General features: G+C 71.1%; 16 protein-coding genes and 1 pseudogene. 9 read left to right on the plus strand and 8 right to left on the minus strand.

The features are described from left to right. Positions 1-303 precede the first annotated feature (303 nt). The gene (locus tag ACLJQM_RS45215; protein WP_410636303.1) at positions 304-1689 is read right to left on the minus strand and encodes a KamA family radical SAM protein; all 1386 of its coding nucleotides are present in this window, start codon (positions 1687-1689) and stop codon (positions 304-306) included. 131 nt (positions 1690-1820) lie between these two features. Here ACLJQM_RS45215 and ACLJQM_RS45220 point away from each other — a divergent pair, with 131 nt between their 5' ends. The 3 genes from ACLJQM_RS45220 to ACLJQM_RS45230 are packed head-to-tail and all read left to right on the plus strand — an operon-like array spanning position 1821 to position 5835. Continuing rightward, positions 1821-3416 (plus strand): amidohydrolase, encoded by a 1596-nt coding sequence (locus tag ACLJQM_RS45220; RefSeq protein WP_410636304.1) that lies wholly within the window; start codon positions 1821-1823, stop codon positions 3414-3416. 11 nt (positions 3417-3427) lie between these two features. Continuing rightward, positions 3428-5041 carry an apolipoprotein N-acyltransferase gene (gene lnt, locus ACLJQM_RS45225; protein WP_360781984.1) on the plus strand — a complete coding sequence of 538 codons (1614 nt, stop codon included), beginning with the start codon at positions 3428-3430 and terminating at the stop codon, positions 5039-5041. A 26-nt stretch (positions 5042-5067) separates the two neighbouring features. After that, complete coding sequence (locus tag ACLJQM_RS45230; RefSeq protein ID WP_360781986.1) at positions 5068-5835, plus strand: polyprenol monophosphomannose synthase; 768 nt, start codon at positions 5068-5070, stop codon at positions 5833-5835. Here the strand turns inward: ACLJQM_RS45230 and ACLJQM_RS45235 are convergent. Next, positions 5822-6574, minus strand: coding sequence for a class I SAM-dependent methyltransferase (locus tag ACLJQM_RS45235; protein ID WP_410636305.1), 753 nt, complete (start codon positions 6572-6574; stop codon positions 5822-5824). The two genes, ACLJQM_RS45230 and ACLJQM_RS45235, sit on opposite strands and share 14 nt — an antisense overlap. Before the next feature lie 35 nt (positions 6575-6609). Between ACLJQM_RS45235 and ACLJQM_RS45240 the strand changes: the two genes are divergently transcribed. Next, complete coding sequence (locus ACLJQM_RS45240) at positions 6610-7404, plus strand: PIG-L deacetylase family protein (protein WP_247023312.1); 795 nt, start codon at positions 6610-6612, stop codon at positions 7402-7404. On the opposite strand, the gene ACLJQM_RS45245 is transcribed toward ACLJQM_RS45240, so the two are convergent. After that, entirely contained in the window at positions 7337-8086 is a 750-nt protein-coding gene (locus ACLJQM_RS45245) for a DeoR/GlpR family DNA-binding transcription regulator (protein WP_360781990.1), read from the minus strand. The genes ACLJQM_RS45240 and ACLJQM_RS45245 overlap by 68 nt on opposite strands. A 48-nt stretch (positions 8087-8134) precedes the next feature. Here ACLJQM_RS45245 and ACLJQM_RS45250 point away from each other — a divergent pair, with 48 nt between their 5' ends. The 3 genes and pseudogenes from ACLJQM_RS45250 to ACLJQM_RS45260 form a co-directional block, all read left to right on the plus strand. Then, positions 8135-8746, plus strand: coding sequence for an NUDIX domain-containing protein (locus tag ACLJQM_RS45250; protein ID WP_360781992.1), 612 nt, complete (start codon positions 8135-8137; stop codon positions 8744-8746). A 222-nt stretch (positions 8747-8968) separates the two neighbouring features. Beyond that, positions 8969-10084 carry a pentapeptide repeat-containing protein gene (locus ACLJQM_RS45255; RefSeq protein WP_410636306.1) on the plus strand — a complete coding sequence of 372 codons (1116 nt, stop codon included), beginning with the start codon at positions 8969-8971 and terminating at the stop codon, positions 10082-10084. After that, positions 10078-10491: pseudogene (locus tag ACLJQM_RS45260) on the plus strand (pentapeptide repeat-containing protein); the annotation flags it as partial. The gene ACLJQM_RS45255 and the pseudogene ACLJQM_RS45260, both read left to right, overlap by 7 nt. Positions 10492-10628: 137 nt before the next feature. On the opposite strand, the gene ACLJQM_RS45265 reads toward ACLJQM_RS45260, so the two are convergent. The 3 genes from ACLJQM_RS45265 to ACLJQM_RS45275 all read right to left on the minus strand — a co-directional run bounded on the left by ACLJQM_RS45265 (position 10629) and on the right by ACLJQM_RS45275 (position 13389). Further along, on the minus strand, positions 10629-10976 hold the full coding sequence (locus ACLJQM_RS45265) for an RNA polymerase-binding protein RbpA (protein ID WP_003081521.1): 348 nt from the start codon (positions 10974-10976) through the stop codon (positions 10629-10631). A 226-nt stretch (positions 10977-11202) separates the two neighbouring features. Beyond that, positions 11203-11967, minus strand: a complete 765-nt coding sequence (locus ACLJQM_RS45270) for a thymidine kinase (RefSeq protein ID WP_247023315.1) — start codon at positions 11965-11967, stop codon at positions 11203-11205. Positions 11968-11988: 21 nt separating this feature from the next. Beyond that, the gene (locus tag ACLJQM_RS45275) at positions 11989-13389 is read right to left on the minus strand and encodes an MFS transporter (RefSeq protein ID WP_410636307.1); all 1401 of its coding nucleotides are present in this window, start codon (positions 13387-13389) and stop codon (positions 11989-11991) included. Between the two features lie 244 nt (positions 13390-13633). Here ACLJQM_RS45275 and ACLJQM_RS45280 point away from each other — a divergent pair, with 244 nt between their 5' ends. Then, on the plus strand, positions 13634-14305 hold the full coding sequence (locus tag ACLJQM_RS45280) for a transglycosylase family protein (protein WP_247023317.1): 672 nt from the start codon (positions 13634-13636) through the stop codon (positions 14303-14305). Between the two features lie 43 nt (positions 14306-14348). Here the strand turns inward: ACLJQM_RS45280 and ACLJQM_RS45285 are convergent, their stop codons facing one another. Further along, complete coding sequence (locus tag ACLJQM_RS45285; protein WP_360781998.1) at positions 14349-15140, minus strand: glycerophosphodiester phosphodiesterase; 792 nt, start codon at positions 15138-15140, stop codon at positions 14349-14351. 66 nt (positions 15141-15206) lie between these two features. Here ACLJQM_RS45285 and ACLJQM_RS45290 point away from each other — a divergent pair, with 66 nt between their 5' ends. After that, positions 15207-15578 (plus strand): hypothetical protein, encoded by a 372-nt coding sequence (locus ACLJQM_RS45290; protein WP_247023319.1) that lies wholly within the window; start codon positions 15207-15209, stop codon positions 15576-15578. Between the two features lie 4 nt (positions 15579-15582). Here ACLJQM_RS45290 and ACLJQM_RS45295 read toward each other — a convergent pair whose 3' ends face one another. After that, complete coding sequence (locus ACLJQM_RS45295; RefSeq protein ID WP_247023320.1) at positions 15583-16572, minus strand: tyrosine-type recombinase/integrase; 990 nt, start codon at positions 16570-16572, stop codon at positions 15583-15585. Positions 16573-16968 lie beyond the last annotated feature (396 nt).

Consider the following 16968-nt stretch of genomic DNA (forward strand, 5'->3'; position numbering starts at 1 on the left):
TGCTATCCGTATTCGCGGTATCGCAACGGGAGCGACCGTCAAGATCGGTGCGGTGATTTTCTTGAGGCGGACCACGGTTTGTCCTGCGCTGTTACGCACCTCGCCGCCGTAGAGGGCCAGGTCGCCATTGTGCAGACCCGCCGCAATCGTGGTCCTCGGCTGTCCACAGTAGACTTTCCGGGCCGCGTGGTGATCGGTCCACCCGGGCCCCGTCAATGCTGACCAGCCAAATCGTCAGGAATGGGCCGGAGGGGTGCAAGCAGCACCCCTCCGGCCCATTTCTTGGACGGTGACGCCCCGATGTCAGCCCTGGCTTGCCCACCACTTCCGGCCGGCTTCGGGCAGGGTCGAGATCGGGTCGTAGTACGGGTAGCGGCGCTGCAACGCCTCCGGGTCGTCCAGCTCGATCCCGGTCCGGTAGTTCTTGGTCCAGTACGAGATCCCCAGCTCCCGGTCGTAGTCGGCCAGCTGGTGCACCCACCGCTTCCCCACGTAGGGCACGTCGCACACGATGCGTGGCGTCGCGTACCCCGGCAGGTAGCCCATGATCGAGTGCTGCAGCTCCTGCGCCTCGTGCACCGAAACCCGCCAGTGCTCGGCGTTCGGGATCATGTCGCACATGTAGAAGTAGTACGGCAGGATGTTCGCTTCGCCCTGCAGCGCGAAGCACAGGTCCAGCAGCTGCGCCGGCGTCGCGTTGACCCCGCGCATCAGCACGCCCTGGTTGCGCACGTCCCGGACACCCACGTTCAACGCCGTCTGGGCCGCCTCCGCCACCAGCGGAGTCACCGACTGGGCGTGGTTGACGTGCGTGTGGATCGCCAGGTTGACGCCGCGGCGCTGCGCGGTCACGGCGACGCGCTCCAGGCCCTCGACGACCTTCGGCTGGAGCCAGTGCTGGGGGAGGGCCGCCAGCGCTTTGGTCGCCAGGCGGATGTCGCGGACCGTGTCGATGTCCATCAGGCGCATCAGGAACGACTCCAGCTGCGGCCACGGGACGTTGGCCACGTCGCCGCCCGACACCACCACGTCGCGGACGCCCGGGGTCTTCTTCAGGTACGCGATCATCGCGTCCTGGCGGTCGACCGGCTTGAGGGTCAGCTTGTGCTTCTCGACCGTGTCCGTCGAGTTGCCGACCAGGTCCATCCGGGTGCAGTGGCCGCAGTACTGGGGGCAGGTCGAGATCATCTCGGCCAGCACCTTGGTCGGGTAGCGGTGGGTCAGGCCCTCCACGACCCACATCTCCGCCTCGTGCAGCGAGTCGCGCTCCGAGTGCGGGTGGCTCGGCCAGGTGGCGTCACGATCACTGCGGACCGGGAGCATGTAGCGGCGGATCGGGTCGGCGTAGAACGCCTCGGTGACCTTCGCCGGGTCGGTGCCCGCCGTGGGCGCCATCGTGTTGAGCATCTGCGGCGGCAGCAGCATCGACATCGTCGCCATCTCGCGCTGGTCGGCGAGCAGGTCGTCGTAGAAGCGCTCCTCGAGCAGGTCGCCCATCAGGGCGCGCAGCTGCTTGGCGTTGCGGACGCAGTGCACCCGCTGCCACTGCGCGTCACGCCACTCGGCCTCGGTCACGTCGTGCCAGCCGGGGAAGCGGCGCCAGTCGGGTTCCACCAGCTCGGCGCGGGCGTACTCGTAGGGCTGGTCGAAGGCGGCGGCAGGCGTCACAGGTTCCTGGATCGCAGTCACTTGTACTCCTAGTCGTCGGGAACGCGTGAAAATATCCTGTCATAACGTTCTCACGGAGTAAATCTTCCTGCCTGCTGGCATGTCTTCCCCCAGGTGCAGTAGGCCCGGCGACCAGGGGGAGACTCGGGGGCGTGACGGACGAACACACGACGCTCCTGCTCGGCGGGCGCATCTACACCCCCGCCGGCCCGGACGCCACGGCCATGGCGGTCACCGGCGGCACCGTGGTCTGGGTCGGCCAGGACGCCCCAGCCCGCGCCCTCCACGAAAACGCCGAGATCGTCGACCTCCAGGGCGCCTTCGTCGCCCCCGCCTTCGTCGACGCCCACGTCCACGCCACCGCCACCGGCCTGCACCTGACCGGCCTCGACCTCACCGGCGTCCGCGACCGCGCCGAGCTGCTCGGCCGGGTTCGCGCCGCCGTCACCCCGGGCCAGGTCCTGCTCGCCCACGGCTGGGACGAGTCCGCCTGGACCGACCCGCGCCTGCCCAGCCGCGCCGAGCTCGACGACGCCGCCGCCGGCGCGCCCGTCTACCTCAGCCGCGTCGACGTCCACTCCGCGCTCGTGTCCACCGCGCTGGTCGAGCTCGCCCCGGCCGCCCGCGCCGCCGACGGCTGGTCGCCCGAGGGCCCGCTGACCCGTGCCGCCCACCACGCCGTCCGCGCGGCCGTGCGCGCCGCCATCACGCCCGGGCAGCGCGAACACGCCCAGCGCGCGTTCCTCGCCGAGGCCGCGAAGCAGGGCATCGTCAGCGTCCACGAATGCGCCGGCCCCGACATCTCCGGCGCCGACGACCTCACCGCCCTCCTCGCCCTCGCCGGCCCGGACACCCCCGAGGTCGTCGGCTACTGGGGCGAGCTCGGCGCGGTGGACACCGCCAAGGCACTCGGCGCCCGCGGCCTCGCCGGTGACCTCTTCGTCGACGGCGCCCTCGGTTCCCACACCGCCGCCCTGAGCGCGCCGTACGCCGACCACACCGGAGCCGGCACGCTCTACCTCGACGCCCACCGCATCGGCGAGCACCTGGCCGCCTGCACCGAAGCCGGGCTGCAGGCCGGCTTCCACGTCATCGGCGACGCCGCCGTCGCCGAAGTGGTCGAAGGCTTCCGGCTCGCCGAAAAGGAGGTCGGGCAGCGCGCGCTCGCCGCCCGCCACCACCGCCTCGAGCACGTCGAGATGGTCACCACCGAGCAGGCGAAACTGCTGGCCGGCTGGGGCGCGGTCGCCTCGGTGCAGCCGCTGTTCGACGCGCTCTGGGGCGGCCCGGAAGGCATGTACGCCGACCGCCTCGGCCCCGATCGCGCCGCCGGGCTCAACCCCTTCTCCGCACTGGCCGCCGAAGGCGTCCTGCTGGCCTTCGGCTCCGACGCGCCGGTGACACCGCTCGACCCGTGGGGGAGCGTCCGCGCGGGCGCCTACCACCGGACGCCGGGCGCGGGCCTGTCGCCGCGGGCGGCGTTCACCGCCCACACCCGGGCCGGGCACCGCGCTGCCGGCGTCAACGACGGCGTCACCGGCAGCCTCGTCCCGGGCGCGCCGGCGCACTACGCGATCTGGGACGCCACCGACCTCGTCGTGGCCACCCCGGACAGCCGCGTGCAGCGCTGGTCCACCGACCCGCGCGCCGGCGTGCCGCCGCTGCCGAGGCTCGAACCGGACGCCGACCTCCCGCGCTGCCTGCGGACGGTCCGCGCGGGTGCGGTCCTCCACGACGCCATCACCTAGAGTTCTCAGTCGTGGCAGTCACCGTGGCGGACCCCGAACCGGGCGCCCCGCACCAACCCCCGCGAACCCGGCGGTTCCCCCGCGCGTGGCTCCTGCGGCTGGCCGGGGCGCTGGTGTCCGGCTTCGCCTACTACCTGAGTTTCGCCCCGCGCCCGCTGTGGTGGCTCGCGCCGCTGGCGTTCGCCGGGTTCGCCCTCGTGCTGCGCGGGCGCAGCTTCCGCGGCGCGTTCGGCTACGGCTTCGCGTTCGGGTTCGTCTTCTTCCTGCCGCTGCTGACGTGGCTGCTGGACTTCCTCGGCCCGGACTTCGGCCCGTGGCCGTGGCTGGGCCTGTCGTTCGCGCTGGCGCTCTACTACGGCCTCGCGGGCGGTCTGATCACCCTCGTGGCGCGCCTGCCGCCGGCGCCGCTTTGGGGCGCGCTGGTGTTCATCGCGCTGGAGACCCCGCGCGCCTGGTTCCCCTTCGGCGGCTTCCCCTGGGGCCGGGTCGCGTTCAGCCAGCCCGAAGGCGCCTTCCTGCCGCTCGCCTCGATCGGCGGCGCCCCGCTGGTCGGCCTCGCCGTCGTCTTCACCGGCTTCTGCCTGGCCGCGCTCGCCACCCGCCTGTGGGAGACGCGCGAGGTCACCCGCCCGGCCGTCTTCGCCGCGCTCGGCACCGTGCTGCCGGTCCTCGCCGGGCTCGCGCTGTGGCCCGCGATCGGCACCGGCGCCCAGGACGGCGAACGCACCATCGCGACCGTCCAGGGCAACGCCCCCGACATCGGCCTCGCCCTGCAGGGTGAGCGGGTCCTGCTGCGGCGCAACACCATCGCCGAGAGCCAGCGGCTGCTCGACGCCGTCCGCGCCGGGAAGGTCCCCAAGCCGGACCTAGTGCTGTGGCCGGAGAGCGCCACCACCGTCACCGGCCCCGACCCGCAGGTCGACCAGCTCGTCGCCAACTTCGGCGTCCCCGCCCTGATCGGCGCGCTCTACGAGCTGCCCGACGGGCACATCCAGAACTCCGTGATCGCCTGGGACCCGCACACCGGGCCCGGGCAGCGCTACGCGAAGCAGCAGCTGGTGCCCTTCGGCGAGTACGTGCCGGCCCGCAAGCTCGCCGAGCTCGTCACGCCGTTCCTCGACTCCGAGACCGTCGACATGCTCCCCGGCGACGGCGCCAACCAGACGCTGGCCGTCGCGGGCACCAAGGTCGGCGTGTTCGTCTGCTACGAGGCCGCGTTCGACTACCCGGCCCGCGACGCCGTGCGCGACGGCGCCGAGGTGCTCGTGGTGCCGACGAACAACGCTTGGTACGGCGAGAGCGAGATGAGCGTGCAGCAGCTGGCCATGTCCCGGCTGCGGGCGGTCGAGCACGGCCGGGCGGTCGTGGTGTCCGCCGTCTCAGGGGTGAGCGCGATCGTCGCGCCCGACGGGACGGTGACCAGCTCAACGGGCCTTTTCACCGCGGATTCCCTGGTCGGGCGCGTCCCGCTCCGGACGCAGACTACGCTGTCGGATCGACTCGGTGCGTGGACGGAGTACGGGCTGCTGGCACTGGCGATCGCCGGGGTGGCCGGCGGGCTCGTACTCCGTTTTCGCACCCGGCGCGCGAGCGCCGGCACGGCAGCAGGGGAAGCGGCGGACTGACCGCCGCGGATATCGGAGGAGCACGGATGTCGCAGGCGCCGCGGGGGGCCCGGGAAATCGATCCGGTGCTGGTGGTGATCCCGACGTACAACGAACGGGAAAACCTCGGCCCGATCCTGGATCGCTTGCACAAGGTACTCCCGGACGTGCACGTGCTCGTGGTGGACGACGGCAGCCCGGACGGCACCGGCGAGCTGGCCGACGAGCGCGCGGCCGCGAACGACCACGTCCACGTGCTGCACCGCACCGAAAAGGCCGGCCTCGGCGCCGCCTACATCGCCGGGTTCCGCTGGGGCCTGGCGCGCGAGTACAACACGATCGTCGAGATGGACGCCGACGGCTCGCACGCGCCGGAGGACCTGCCGCGCCTGCTGGACGCCGTCGGGGACGCCGACCTGGCTATCGGCTCCCGGTACGTGCCGGGCGGAGCTGTCGTGAACTGGCCTGTCAACCGCCAGGTCCTCTCCCGCGGCGCGAACGTCTACTCGCAGCTCGCGCTGGGCATGCGCGTGCGGGACATCACCGCCGGATTCCGCGCCTACCGCCGTCCGGTGCTGGAGAAGCTGGCCCTCGACGAGGTCAACTCGCACGGCTACTGCTTCCAGATCGACCTCACCGTGCGCACGGCCGACGCGGGCTTCGAGATCGTCGAGGTGCCGATCACGTTCACCGAGCGCGAGATCGGCGAGTCGAAGATGAGCGGCTCGATCATCCGCGAAGCGTTCCTGCGGGTGGCGAAGTGGGGCGTGGAGCGGCGCTGGCACCAGGTGCGGCGGCTGGTCAAGCGCGGCTGAGCCGCGCCGTCACGAGCCACGTCCGGGCCCCGAGGAGCACGCCTTCGGGGGTTTCGTGCGCGGCGAAGGCGTCCCGCAGGCGCGTCACGGCGTGTTCGTCGCCGTCGGGGAGCAGCTGCTTGACGTCGAGCAGGCCGAGCGCGAACTCGGTCGCCGTGGCGGCGTCCGGGCCGTAGCAGACCGGTTCGCGCAGTTCGGTGAACTCGACGCCGGTGAAGCCGGCGCCTTCGAGCAGCGCCCGGGTGCGGCCGGGGTCGCCGAGGGAGAAGTGCGGCCCGGGCGGCGGTGGCTCGGCGCCCGGGGCCAGCGCGTCGCGCAGCAGCGAGTACCACTCGTTGCGGTCGCGGTCCTGCCACACGAGCAGCACCAGGCGGCCGCCGGGGCGCAGCGCGCGGGCGAGGTTGGCGAAGGCCGCGGGCGGGTCGGGGAAGAACATCGCGCCGAACCGGGACAGCACGACGTCGAACGCGGTCGCCGGGAACGGGTGCGCCTGGACGTCGGCGACCTCGAACGCCGCGCCGCCGAGCTCGCGGGCCTTGGCGATGGCCGGCGCGGAGAGGTCGACGCCGAGCGCGTTCGCGCCCGCCGCGGCGGCTTCGCGGGTGGACTCGCCGGTGCCGCAGCCGACGTCGAGGACGTCTTCGCCGGGCCGCACGGCGGCCACCGCCCGGAACCGCTCGTTGTGCCTGCGGACCTCCTCGTCGAAGATCGCCGCGAACCGGGCCCGGTGTTCACTCACGTCGTCTTCTCCCGTTCTGGGCCATCATGGGGCCGATGACGACCATCGTGGCCTTCCACGCCCACGCTGACGACCCCGTGCTGCTCAGCGGCGGCACCCTGGCCCGGGCCGCGGCCGACGGGCACCGGGTGGTGGTCGTCGTGGCCACCGACGGCATGGTGGCCGAGCACCCGACACCCCGCTGGGGTGAGCTGGAGGCCGCGGCGGCCATCCTCGGCGTGCGGCGCGTCGTGCACCTGGGGTATGCCGACAGCGGGCACGGGCCGGAGCTGTACCCGGACCCGCCCGGCCGGCAGCGCTTCGCCCGCGCGGACACCGAGGAGGCCGCGCACCGGCTCGCGGCCCTGCTGCACGAGGAGCGGGCCGACCTGCTGCTCGGCTACGACGCCCACGGCGGCTACGGCCACCCCGACCACGTCAAGGTGCACGAAGTGGCGCGGCGGGCGGCCCGGCTGACCGGGACCCGGCTGCTGGAGGCCACGCTGCCCCGCGACTTCGCGCTGCGGTTCGTCCGGGTGCTGCGGGCGCTGCGGATCCCGTTCCGGTACGACGCCGAGGCGCTCGAGCACGCCTACAGCCCGGGTGCGGCCGTCACCCACCGCTTCGACGTCCGGCGCTTCGCCGGGCGCAAGCAGGCGGCGCTCGCCGCGCACGTGTCCGACGTCCGCGGTCCCGGGCGGCTCTCGGCGGTGCTGCGGCTGCTCGTGTGGCTGCCGGCACCGCTGTTCGCGGTGGTGGCGGGCCGCGAGTGGTTCGCCGAGGTCACGCCCGCAGGATCGGCACCCCGAGGTCTGCAAGTTCCTGCACGTTCTGGTCGGCGGAGTCGGTGATCACACCGGCGACGTCGGCGAAGGGCAGGACGGTGAACCGCGACGCCGCGCCGATCTTCTCGGCGCTGGCCAGCACGTAGGTGTCGGCCGCGCGGCGGGCCAGGGTGCGTTTCATCGCGGCTTCGTCGGCGTCGCCGGTGGTGAGCCCGGCCTCGGGGTGCACGCCGGTCACGCCGAGCAGGAAGACGTCGGCGCTGATCGCCTGGGCGGCCTCGGCCGCGGCGGCGCCGCAGGTGACGGCGGAGTGCCGGAACAGCCGCCCGCCGAGCAGGAAGACCTCGACGCCGGGGTGCTCGAGCAGCGCGACGGCGACGGTCGGGCTGTGGGTGACGACGGTGGCCTCGAGGTCGCGGGGGAGGGCGTTGGCGACGGCGAGGGTGGTGGTGCCGCCGTCGAGGATGACGGTCGACCCGGGCCGGACCAGCCCGGCGGCGACCGCGGCGACCCGGTCCTTGCCGGCCACGGCGATGGCGGTGCGGCCGGCGTAGTCGGCGAGCGCGGGGGAGACGGGCAGCGCCCCGCCGTAGACGCGCTGGCACAGTCCGGCCGCGGCCAGGTCGCGCAGGTCCCGCCGGATGCTGTCTTCGGAGACCCCGAGCTCGGCCGCGACGTCCTTCGCCAGCACCTTGCCCTCGCCCGCCAGCCGGGCGAGCAGCAGTTCACGGCGTTCCCCGACCAGCATGCACAATCCTCCTTGTTTCTTCCGAGTCGTGCACATTATGGTCGCGGCATGACCTCTTCGACAAGCCCGGCCCGCAACCCGCGCGTCCGGATCACTGACGTCGAGCTGCTGTCCTCGGCCTGGTACGTCCTGCGCCGCACGACGTTCGACTTCCAGCACCGCGACGGCCGCTGGACGACCGAGCAGCGCGAGACCTACGACCGCGGCAACGGCGCCACGGTGCTGCTGTACGACCCGGCGGGCGGCACGGTGCTGCTCACCCGCCAGTTCCGCTACCCGGTCTACGTCAACGACCACCCGGACGGCATGTTCCTGGAGACGGCCGCGGGCCTGCTGGACACCGACGACCCGGAGACGGCGATCCGCCGCGAGGCCCAGGAGGAGACGGGCGTCCGCATCGGCGCGCTGGAGCACGTGTTCGACGTCTACACGAGCCCGGGCTCGGTCACCGAGCGCCTGCACTGCTACGCGGCGCCGTACGACCCGGCCGACCGCGGTGCGGGTGGCGGCATCGCGGCGGAGGGGGAGGACATCGAGGTGGTGGAGCTGCGGTTCGAGGACGCGCTGAAGATGATCGGCACGGGGGAGATCGCCGACGCGAAGACGATCATGCTCCTGCAGTGGGCGGCACTGGCCGGCCCGTTCAGACCGCGAGAGTAGGCCCGAGCCCGTTCAGGGCGTTCGCCGGCACGCGGGTGGAAGCGGACAGTGACGTCGTTCGGCCATCCGATAGCCGAGGTTCAAGCGATGGTGGGGAGTGCCCGGGAATGCGTCGGGTTGCTCCCGGTGTCACGCGATGATGCGGCGGTGACCAGAGAGACGTCCTTGCCACCCTCGCACCCGCTGGTACCGCGTCCGTTGTTGCCGCGGTGGACAGTGCCGGTGGTCGCCGTGGTCGTGCTGGCCGCGGCGGGGGTGGCGGGGTGGGTTTTGTGGCAGTGGATTGACAGTCTGGCGTTGGCCGATCCCGAGAAGAAGGCCGCGGCGCAGCTGGACGTGGTGAAGGTTTCGGCGTCGGTGGCGGTGGCCGGGGGTGGTTTGTTCGCCCTGTACCTCGCTACCCGGCGGCAGCGGACACAGGAGCTGGAATTGGAGGCCCGGCACGCCGAACTGCGGCATCGACAGGCCGAGCTCGACCAGCGCGATCGCACCCAGGACCACGCTGAACAGGTCGCCGAGACCAACCGCCTGCACTCCAAACGCGTTGCGGACGCATCGGAATGGGACGCCATCTCACGTCGTGTGACCGACCTGTACAGCACGTCAGTCGGGCAACTGGGGTCGGACCACGCCGCGGTCCGGCTGGGCGGGATGTATGCCCTGGAACGCCTGGCCCAGGACAACCCACCGCAACGGCAGACCGTGGTGAACGTGTTGTGCGCCTACCTGCGCATGCCGTACGCCGTGCCGGCGGACGAGCCGCCGCAGCGGCGGCTCGGTCGACCGCGTGCTCCACTGCGGACGTCACGCGATCGACCCGCGTCCGCCACCAGCTCGACGCCGCCTCGCACTGATCATCAGGCGAACCTGCAGGAACGAGAGGTTCGGCTCACCGCCCAACGCCTGCTCTTCAGTCATTTGACCCACCGGTTCCGGGGCCCCGATTGGATCGTCCACGAATCGCCGGGCTTCTGGGCCGATGTCGATCTCGACCTCGCCGGAGCGACCCTGATCGACTTCGCCCTCGCCGGTTGCGCCGCCCGCACCTTCTTGGCCACCGGCGCGAGGTTCATCGGCACCACCTCGTTCGCCGGGGCGGCGTTCACCGGGCCTGTCCAGTTCGACAAGGCGGCCTTTGCCGGCCCCACCCACTTCGACAAGGCAACGTTCACCGCCCTCGCCGACTTCAGTGCGGCGACCTTCGCCGGGGACCCCGTCCGGCCGTACGATCTGGATCATTCCAAGCCCTACGGCAACAGCTTCGTCGACGTGTCTTCGGCGGCGGCGCCCGGTTCGACAAAGTCAGCTTTGCCGGGTTCACCAGGTTCAACGAGGTGAGGTTCACCGGACCCGCCCGGTTCGACGGCGCCACGTTCACCGATGAAGTCAGCTTCACCGGAACGACGTTCGGCAAGCCCCGGTTGACCTCGGTGCTCGGGTACCACTCTTTCCTCCTTGCGAAGTTCGCCGGGCGAACCGATTTCGCGAAGGCAAGGTTTGCGGAGTGCACGTGGTTCACCGAAGCGACGTTCGATGGACTCGTCGGCTTCGACGGCGCACTGATCGAGCAGGACGTGCTGACCCGGTACTCCTCGATGGCCGCGCGCTCGAACCGGCTTCAAGGCCGTCGCCCAGTGCTCTGGCCGCCTGGATGGCGTCCGGCTGACGAGCACATCACCGTCGAGGACTTGCCGGGCACCTGGCACACCTTCGAGCGGACAGAGCCCGGACCCGACGCGAACTGACCCGGACAGGAGATTCGCCGTCCAAAGCTCGGATTCGCCCGGGTCGCCGGCCGCCGGGTAGGTGAAAGGCCCCCGCGGGGGGAGGTCGCGGGGGCCTTTCCGTTGTGGTGGTCGCGGTTGCTACGGGCTGGGCGGGACTACGCGGACCGGGAGGTCCGGCGACCCTTCAGCTCGGCGAGACGTTCGTTGAGCAGGTCCTCGAGCTCGGGGATCGTGCGCCGTTCCAGCAGCATGTCCCAGTGGGTGCGCGGCGGCTTGACCTTCTTCTGCTCGGGCTGCCCACCGTCGACGATCTCCGATTCGCTGCCGTGCAGGCGGCACTCCCAGACCGTCGGGATCTCGGCGTCGTCGGAGAACGGCACCTCGAACTCGTGGTTCTTCGGGCATGCGTAACGCACGGTGCGGCGTGGAGCGAGGTCGTGGTTGCGGTCGGTCTCGTAGCTGACCGCTCCCAGCCGGCTTCCACGAAGAACACGGTCGGCCATAGTGGGGTCCTTTCAGTCAGCTCCGGGGTGGAGCCAGGGTGATGCTCACCCTATGCAACGAGTCAGGGCCCCCGGGGATTCCCGGGAGACCATGTCGTTGCTCACGATGAGCTGCGTCACCCGCCGGCATCAGCTTCCTCTAGTAGGAGGCGTTTCGCGCTCCGGCGTGACGTCAATACGGCCTTCTTAGTGCTGATATCCCCCGGATGGGCTACTGGGGCCTGACTCAGGTCAACCGTAACTGACCGTGATGAGCAGTAACCGGCCCCAAGTCACCCGATCGAAAGTGGCGGCGACACAATACCTGATAACGCACCGTAGCGAATTCGGCCTCAAATCGTGCTGAAGCTGAAGTTTCAACTACGGATTGTTCGGTATCTGCCACCACGACGGTATCGCCTTCCCGCACGACCTCGCCGTCGACCACCCTCGCGTTGAACCGCCCGGGCAGCCCGCACCAGCACAGCACCTCCACCTGGACCGGCTGCAGCTCGTCCGCCAATTCGAACAGACGAGCGGCTCCCGGGAACAGCCGGCTCCGGAAGTCCGTCGCGATCCCGAAGCAGTACACGTCGATCTCGACCTCGTCGGCCAGCTCCGCCAGCTGGTCGACCTGGGCGGGGGAGAGGAACTGCGCCTCGTCCACCACCACGTAGTCCACGTGCTGCCCGCGCGCCCACTCCTGCCGGACCAGGTCCCGCACGTCGGTCTCCTCGACGACCTCCACCGCCTGCCGCGTCAGCCCGATCCGGCTCGAGATCTGCGGCGCGCCCGAACGGTCGTGGCGCACCAGGATCAGGCCACGCCGCCCCTGCCGGGCGTGGTTGTGGTCGATCTGCAGCGCGAGCGTCGACTTCCCGCAGTCCATCGGCCCGTAGCAGAACTTCAGCCTGCCCACCGGCGGCGTCCCGCGGCGCGAACCGGCCGCGGGGACCGACGACAGGGCGTCCGTGGGGTCGGGGCCGGCGGCCCGGTCGTTCACAAAGGTCACGACCGTCGACCCTATCGGGGCCTAGAGCACCTCCGGCGGGGTGTTGCCCGCCGCCACGATCGCCCGCCGCACCGGCACCAGCCACACCAGCACCAGACCCGCCGCGAAGAAGATCACCAGCGCCACGATGGCCAGCCGGAACGACCCCGTCGCCTGCCCGACCCCGGCGAACACCAGCGGCCCCAGCCACGACGTCCCGCGCTCGCCCACGACGTAGAGCGAGTAGTACTGGGCGTCCTTGCCCGCCGGGATCATCTGGCTGAACAACGACCGCGACAGCGCGTTCGTTCCCCCCAGCACCAGCCCGATCCCCACCGCAACCGCGAGGAACTGCAGCATCTGCTTCGGCTGCACGAAGTACGCCCCGGCCAGCACCACCACCCACAGCACCAGGCTGCCCAGGATCGTCCGCTTCGCCCCGATCCGCCGCGCCACCAGCCCGTGCAGCGTCCCGCCCAGGTACGCCACGAACTGGATCACCAGGATCGTCATGATCAGCACGCTGTTGCCGAATCCCAGCTCGTCCTTGCCGTACTGCGCCGACACCGTGACCACCGTGTTGATGCCGTCGGTGAAGACCAGGTAGCTGCCCAGGAAGGCCAGCGTCAACGGGTACGCCTTCGCCGACACCAGCGTCTGCCGCAGCTCCGCGAAGCCCGCCCGCAGCACCGTCCGACCCGGCACGACGTCGACCGGGGTGTGCCGGCGGGGGAGCCGGCGCACCGCCGGGATCGTGAACGCCGCCCACCACAGCCCCGAGGTCAGGAAGCAGATCTGCACCGCCATGCCCTCGCTGACCCCGAACGTGGCGTGCCCGAGGTAGAACCCCAGCTGCAGCGCCAGCGCCAGCCCGCCACCCAGGTACCCGAACGCCCAGCCCTTCGCCGAGATGTCGTCCCGCTCGTCCGGACTCCCGATGTCCACCAGGAACGAGTAGTAGACGACCAGTGAACCGCCGTAACCGATGTTCGCGATGATGAACAGCACCACGCCCAGCTGCCAGTCCGACCCCGCGAGGAAGAACATCGCCGCCGCGGCCGCCGCACCCAGGAACGCGAACCCGCCCAGGATCCGCCGCTTGTTGTGGCTGCGGTCGGCCACCGCACCCGCGATCGGCAGCACCAGCACCTGCACCACCGTCGCCACCGACAGCAGGTAGCCCCACACCGAACCGGCGGGGAAGTGCAGCCCGAACAACGTCACGTCGCAGTTGTGCAGCGTGTCCGCCTTGCCTGCCGCGTTCAGGCAAGCGCGGTCCCCGTTAAGGGTGAAGTTCGTCTTCGCGTCCGCCGCCGCGATCTCGCTCATGGACAACGCGCCGAACACCGTCGTCGACGACGAATAGAACGGCGAATTCGCCCAGTCGTAGAAATACCAGCCCCAGCGCTCGCACTTGGTCGAGCGCGTCCCGGCCAGCGTCATCCACGGCTCCTTCGAATCAAGAACTTCCAGGTCAGCGCGGAGACTACTGGGAGGTAGCGACGACGCTCACAGCACCGCCGAAACCGTGTCCGGTTTGTCGCATCGCGCGCATCCGCCACTTCCGGGGCAATCACGGTCCCGCGGTCACCGCGTGTCGCGAACAGGTGTGAACGGTGTTTCATGTGAGACTGAGGCGCGCAGTGTGTCCCTTGTGGTCAGTGGGGCACACTCCTACTGTGCTCCCATGATCCAGATCCGGAGACGCACCGTCGCGAGAGTCCTGCTCCTCGCCTTCGCCGCCATGGGTCTGCAGCTGACCATCCCCGCCGTCGCCTCCGCGGACCCCGCACCGACCGCCTGGGCCAAGCTCCGCATGTGCGAATCCAGCGGCCGCTACGCCACCAACACCGGCAACGGCTACTACGGCGCCTACCAGTTCGACCTGCCCACCTGGCGCAGCGTCGGCGGCACCGGCCGCCCCGACCAGGCCGCACCCGCCGAACAGGACTACCGCGCCCTCTACCTCTACCGCATGCGCGGCTGGCAACCCTGGCAGTGCGCCGGCATGCTCAAGCTCGCCGGCGACGCCGACGCCCGCAGCAAACGCGTCCCCACCTACGCCGACTCCGCGTACATCGGCGGCGGCCCCGCACCCCAGCCCACCCCGCCGCCCCCCGGCGGCCCGATGCCCGCCTGGCCCGGCGTCGTCTACTCCTACGGCGACTGCGCCGCCCCGCTCAAGGCCTTCCAGCTCCGCATGAACGCCTACGGCTACGGCTTCACCGGCACCGGCTGCTACTACGACAAGACCCGCACCGCCGTCCTCGACCTCCAGCGCGCCAACGGCATCAAGGACAGCGGCCTCCTCGGCCCCAAGACCTGGACCGCCGCCTGGCAGGGCAAAGCACCCCGCTGACCCCCTCGTGAGTGGTCAGGGCGGTCAGAACCGCCCCAACCACTCACGAGCCCTGCGACCGCTGCCACGCACCCCGCTCGATCAGCACCTCGCGAAGCAGGTCCGGCCGGTCCGTCACGATCCCGTGCACCCCCAGGTCCAGCAGCATCCGCATCTCCGCCGGATCGTCGATCGTCCACGTGTGCACCTCGATCCCGGACCGGCCCGCGATCGACACGAACGCCTTGTCCACCACCCGCAACGCACCCTGCCGCACCGGCACCTGCGCCATCGCCCCCAGCACCAGCCGGCCCAGGGGGAGCAGCGGCAGCTTCCCCCGCGCCCACAACGCGAACGCCGACCGCGGCCCCATCGCCGTCACCAGCTTCGGCCCCGCCAGCTTCCGCAACCGCACCAAACGCGCGTCCGAAAACGCCGCCGCCGCCACCCGGTCGTGCGCACCCGTCCGCTCCAGCACCCGCACGAACGGCTCCACCGCCCGATCCACCTTCACGTCGATGTTGAACCGCGCGTCGGGGAGCTCCTCCAGCACGTCCTCCAGCCGCGACAACGGCACCTTCCCACCGACCTTGACGCCCTTCAGCTGCTCCCACGTCTGCGCCGCGATCGCCCCGGCACCATCGGTCGTCCGGTCCAGGTTCGCGTCGTGGTGCACCACCACCACACCGTCCGCCGTCGCGTGCACGTCCGTCTCGAGGTACCGGTACCCCTCCGCGCACGCCCGCTGGAACGCCGGCAGCGAATTCTCCAACCCGTCCAGCTCATCGAGGTGCCACCCCCGGTGCGCGAAGGCGCGGGGGAGCGGATCGGCCAGGTACGGGAACGACGGCTGCATCCCCCAAGTGTGCACTTCCGCCATGACCCCGGCATGACCCGGCGATGGCCAGCTAGGGTCTCCCGGGTGAGGGAAGCCGCCGAACTGACCCAGCTCGAACCCGTCCCGGCCCGCCGCGGCGCCCCCAAGCACTGCGGCTGGTGCGGCCGCCGACTCCCGGAAGCCGGCAACGTCGGCCGACGGCGCCGCTACTGCGGCCAATCCTGCCGCCAGCGCGCCTACGAACGCCGCACCGCACTCCAGCGAAGCGGACTGCCCGAAGACGCCGTCGTGCTCTCCGACACCGAGATCGCCGCCCTCCAGGACCGCCTCTTCCAGCTCCGCTGCGCCGCCGAAGACATCGTCACCGCCGTCGACGACGGAGCGGACGCCCGCGAGCTACGCGGACTCGCCGACGAAATCGCCCGCGCCGCCAAGGACCTCGAACAACTCCGCTGACCCCTCACGACCCCGCGCCCAACCCGTCCAGGGCCCGGTACGTCCGGTTACTCGCCGCCGCCGCACGCTGCTCACGACCCGTCGCCTCGATGTAGTTCTGGCTCGTCGCCAAGCTCGCGTGCCCCAGCAACGCCATGATCTCCGAAGCTGTCGCCCCGTCCTCCGCCAAACGCGTCGCGAACGTGTGCCGCAACGCGTGCAAGTTCGCCCCCGCCGGCACCCGGTCGTGCAACCCCGCACCCCGGTAACACGACTTCACCAGGTACTCCAGCGCACCCCGCCCGATCGGCTCACCCGCCCGGTCCAGCAGCAACGGCGAACCAGGGGAGGACCGCACGTTCGGGAACCGCACCCGGCACGACTCCCGGTACCGCTCGATCAGCTCCGCCAGCACCGGCTGCACCGGGATCGACCGATCCCGGCTGCCCTTGCCCTTCACGTGCAACCGCAGCTCACCCGCACGCCCCACCAGCGACCGCGACGTCAGCGCCCGCATCTCCGCCGCCCGCAACCCCGCCACCAGCCCCAGCGCGATCACCAGCACGTCCCGCTCCGGCCACGGATCCCGCGCGCGCCGCGACCCGGCGGCCGCCGCCGACAGCAGCTGCTCCGGGGTTTCCTCACCCCGCAACGGCTTCGGAGTCAACGCCGGCGTCCGCGGCCGCGCCACCGCACCCATCGGGTTGCCCGGCAGCAAGCCGTCGGCCACGCAGAACGTCAGGAACTGGTTCCACGTCGACCACGCCCGCAGCACCGAGCTCTTCGCGTGCCCGTCCGCGAACGCGCCGAACGCCGACCGCAGCGCCGGCCCGGTCAGCTCGGCCACCTCCAGGTCCTCGGCGGGGCGGCCGAGCTCCGAAACCAGGAGAGTGGTGATCCCGGCGAGGTCCCGCCGGTAGGCGTCGGTGGTGTGCGGCGAGTCCTTGCGCGGCCGGCGGGCGGCGAAGAAGGCTTGCTGCGCCTCGGAAAGCCTCATGTGGATCTTGTACCGCACAGCACCGATAATTCCGGTGCCCGGGTCCCCCGACATTTCATGCATAATGGCAATTATGCATGAAATGTCGATTTAGCCTGGAGTGGCCCCCTGGGGGATCCGGGTCTTTCGCGAAGGTGATTTCAGGCCTCGGATCGTCTCTCGATGCCCACGGCGGGGATGCGCACGTATGTTCGAGTGTCCGGCCCGGCCGTAGGCCACCTCAGGAGGCCGGATGACCCGAGGGCGACCCACGGCGACGTCTTGCGTCGTCGACCTGATATCTCCGGAGACCCACTCGACCCCTGGAGTTTCGTCACCGTGACGTTTTTGGGTCGAGTGGCAGGACGTCGGCTCCACGGCTCCAGGGGATGCTCCTGCGACCCCCAGAAGGCGCCTTCAGGGTTGCGTGGCGCC

The sequence above is a fragment of the Amycolatopsis sp. cmx-4-83 genome, from assembly GCF_046548815.1.
Taxonomy (GTDB): Bacteria; Actinomycetota; Actinomycetes; order Mycobacteriales; family Pseudonocardiaceae; genus Amycolatopsis; species Amycolatopsis pretoriensis_A.

Bases quoted from the DNA above. Each gene is read 5' to 3' on its own strand.
- ACLJQM_RS45230 (WP_360781986.1), top strand. From the start codon at position 5,068: ATGTCGCAGGCGCCGCGGGGGGCCCGGGAAATCGATCCGGTGCTGGTG.
- ACLJQM_RS45240 (WP_247023312.1), top strand. From the start codon at position 6,610: ATGACGACCATCGTGGCCTTCCACGCCCACGCTGACGACCCCGTGCTG.
- ACLJQM_RS45245 (WP_360781990.1), bottom strand. From the start codon at position 8,086: ATGCTGGTCGGGGAACGCCGTGAACTGCTGCTCGCCCGGCTGGCGGGC.
- ACLJQM_RS45250 (WP_360781992.1), top strand. From the start codon at position 8,135: ATGACCTCTTCGACAAGCCCGGCCCGCAACCCGCGCGTCCGGATCACT.
- ACLJQM_RS45265 (WP_003081521.1), bottom strand. From the start codon at position 10,976: ATGGCCGACCGTGTTCTTCGTGGAAGCCGGCTGGGAGCGGTCAGCTAC.
- ACLJQM_RS45275 (WP_410636307.1), bottom strand. From the start codon at position 13,389: ATGACGCTGGCCGGGACGCGCTCGACCAAGTGCGAGCGCTGGGGCTGG.
- ACLJQM_RS45280 (WP_247023317.1), top strand. From the start codon at position 13,634: ATGATCCAGATCCGGAGACGCACCGTCGCGAGAGTCCTGCTCCTCGCC.
- ACLJQM_RS45285 (WP_360781998.1), bottom strand. From the start codon at position 15,140: ATGCAGCCGTCGTTCCCGTACCTGGCCGATCCGCTCCCCCGCGCCTTC.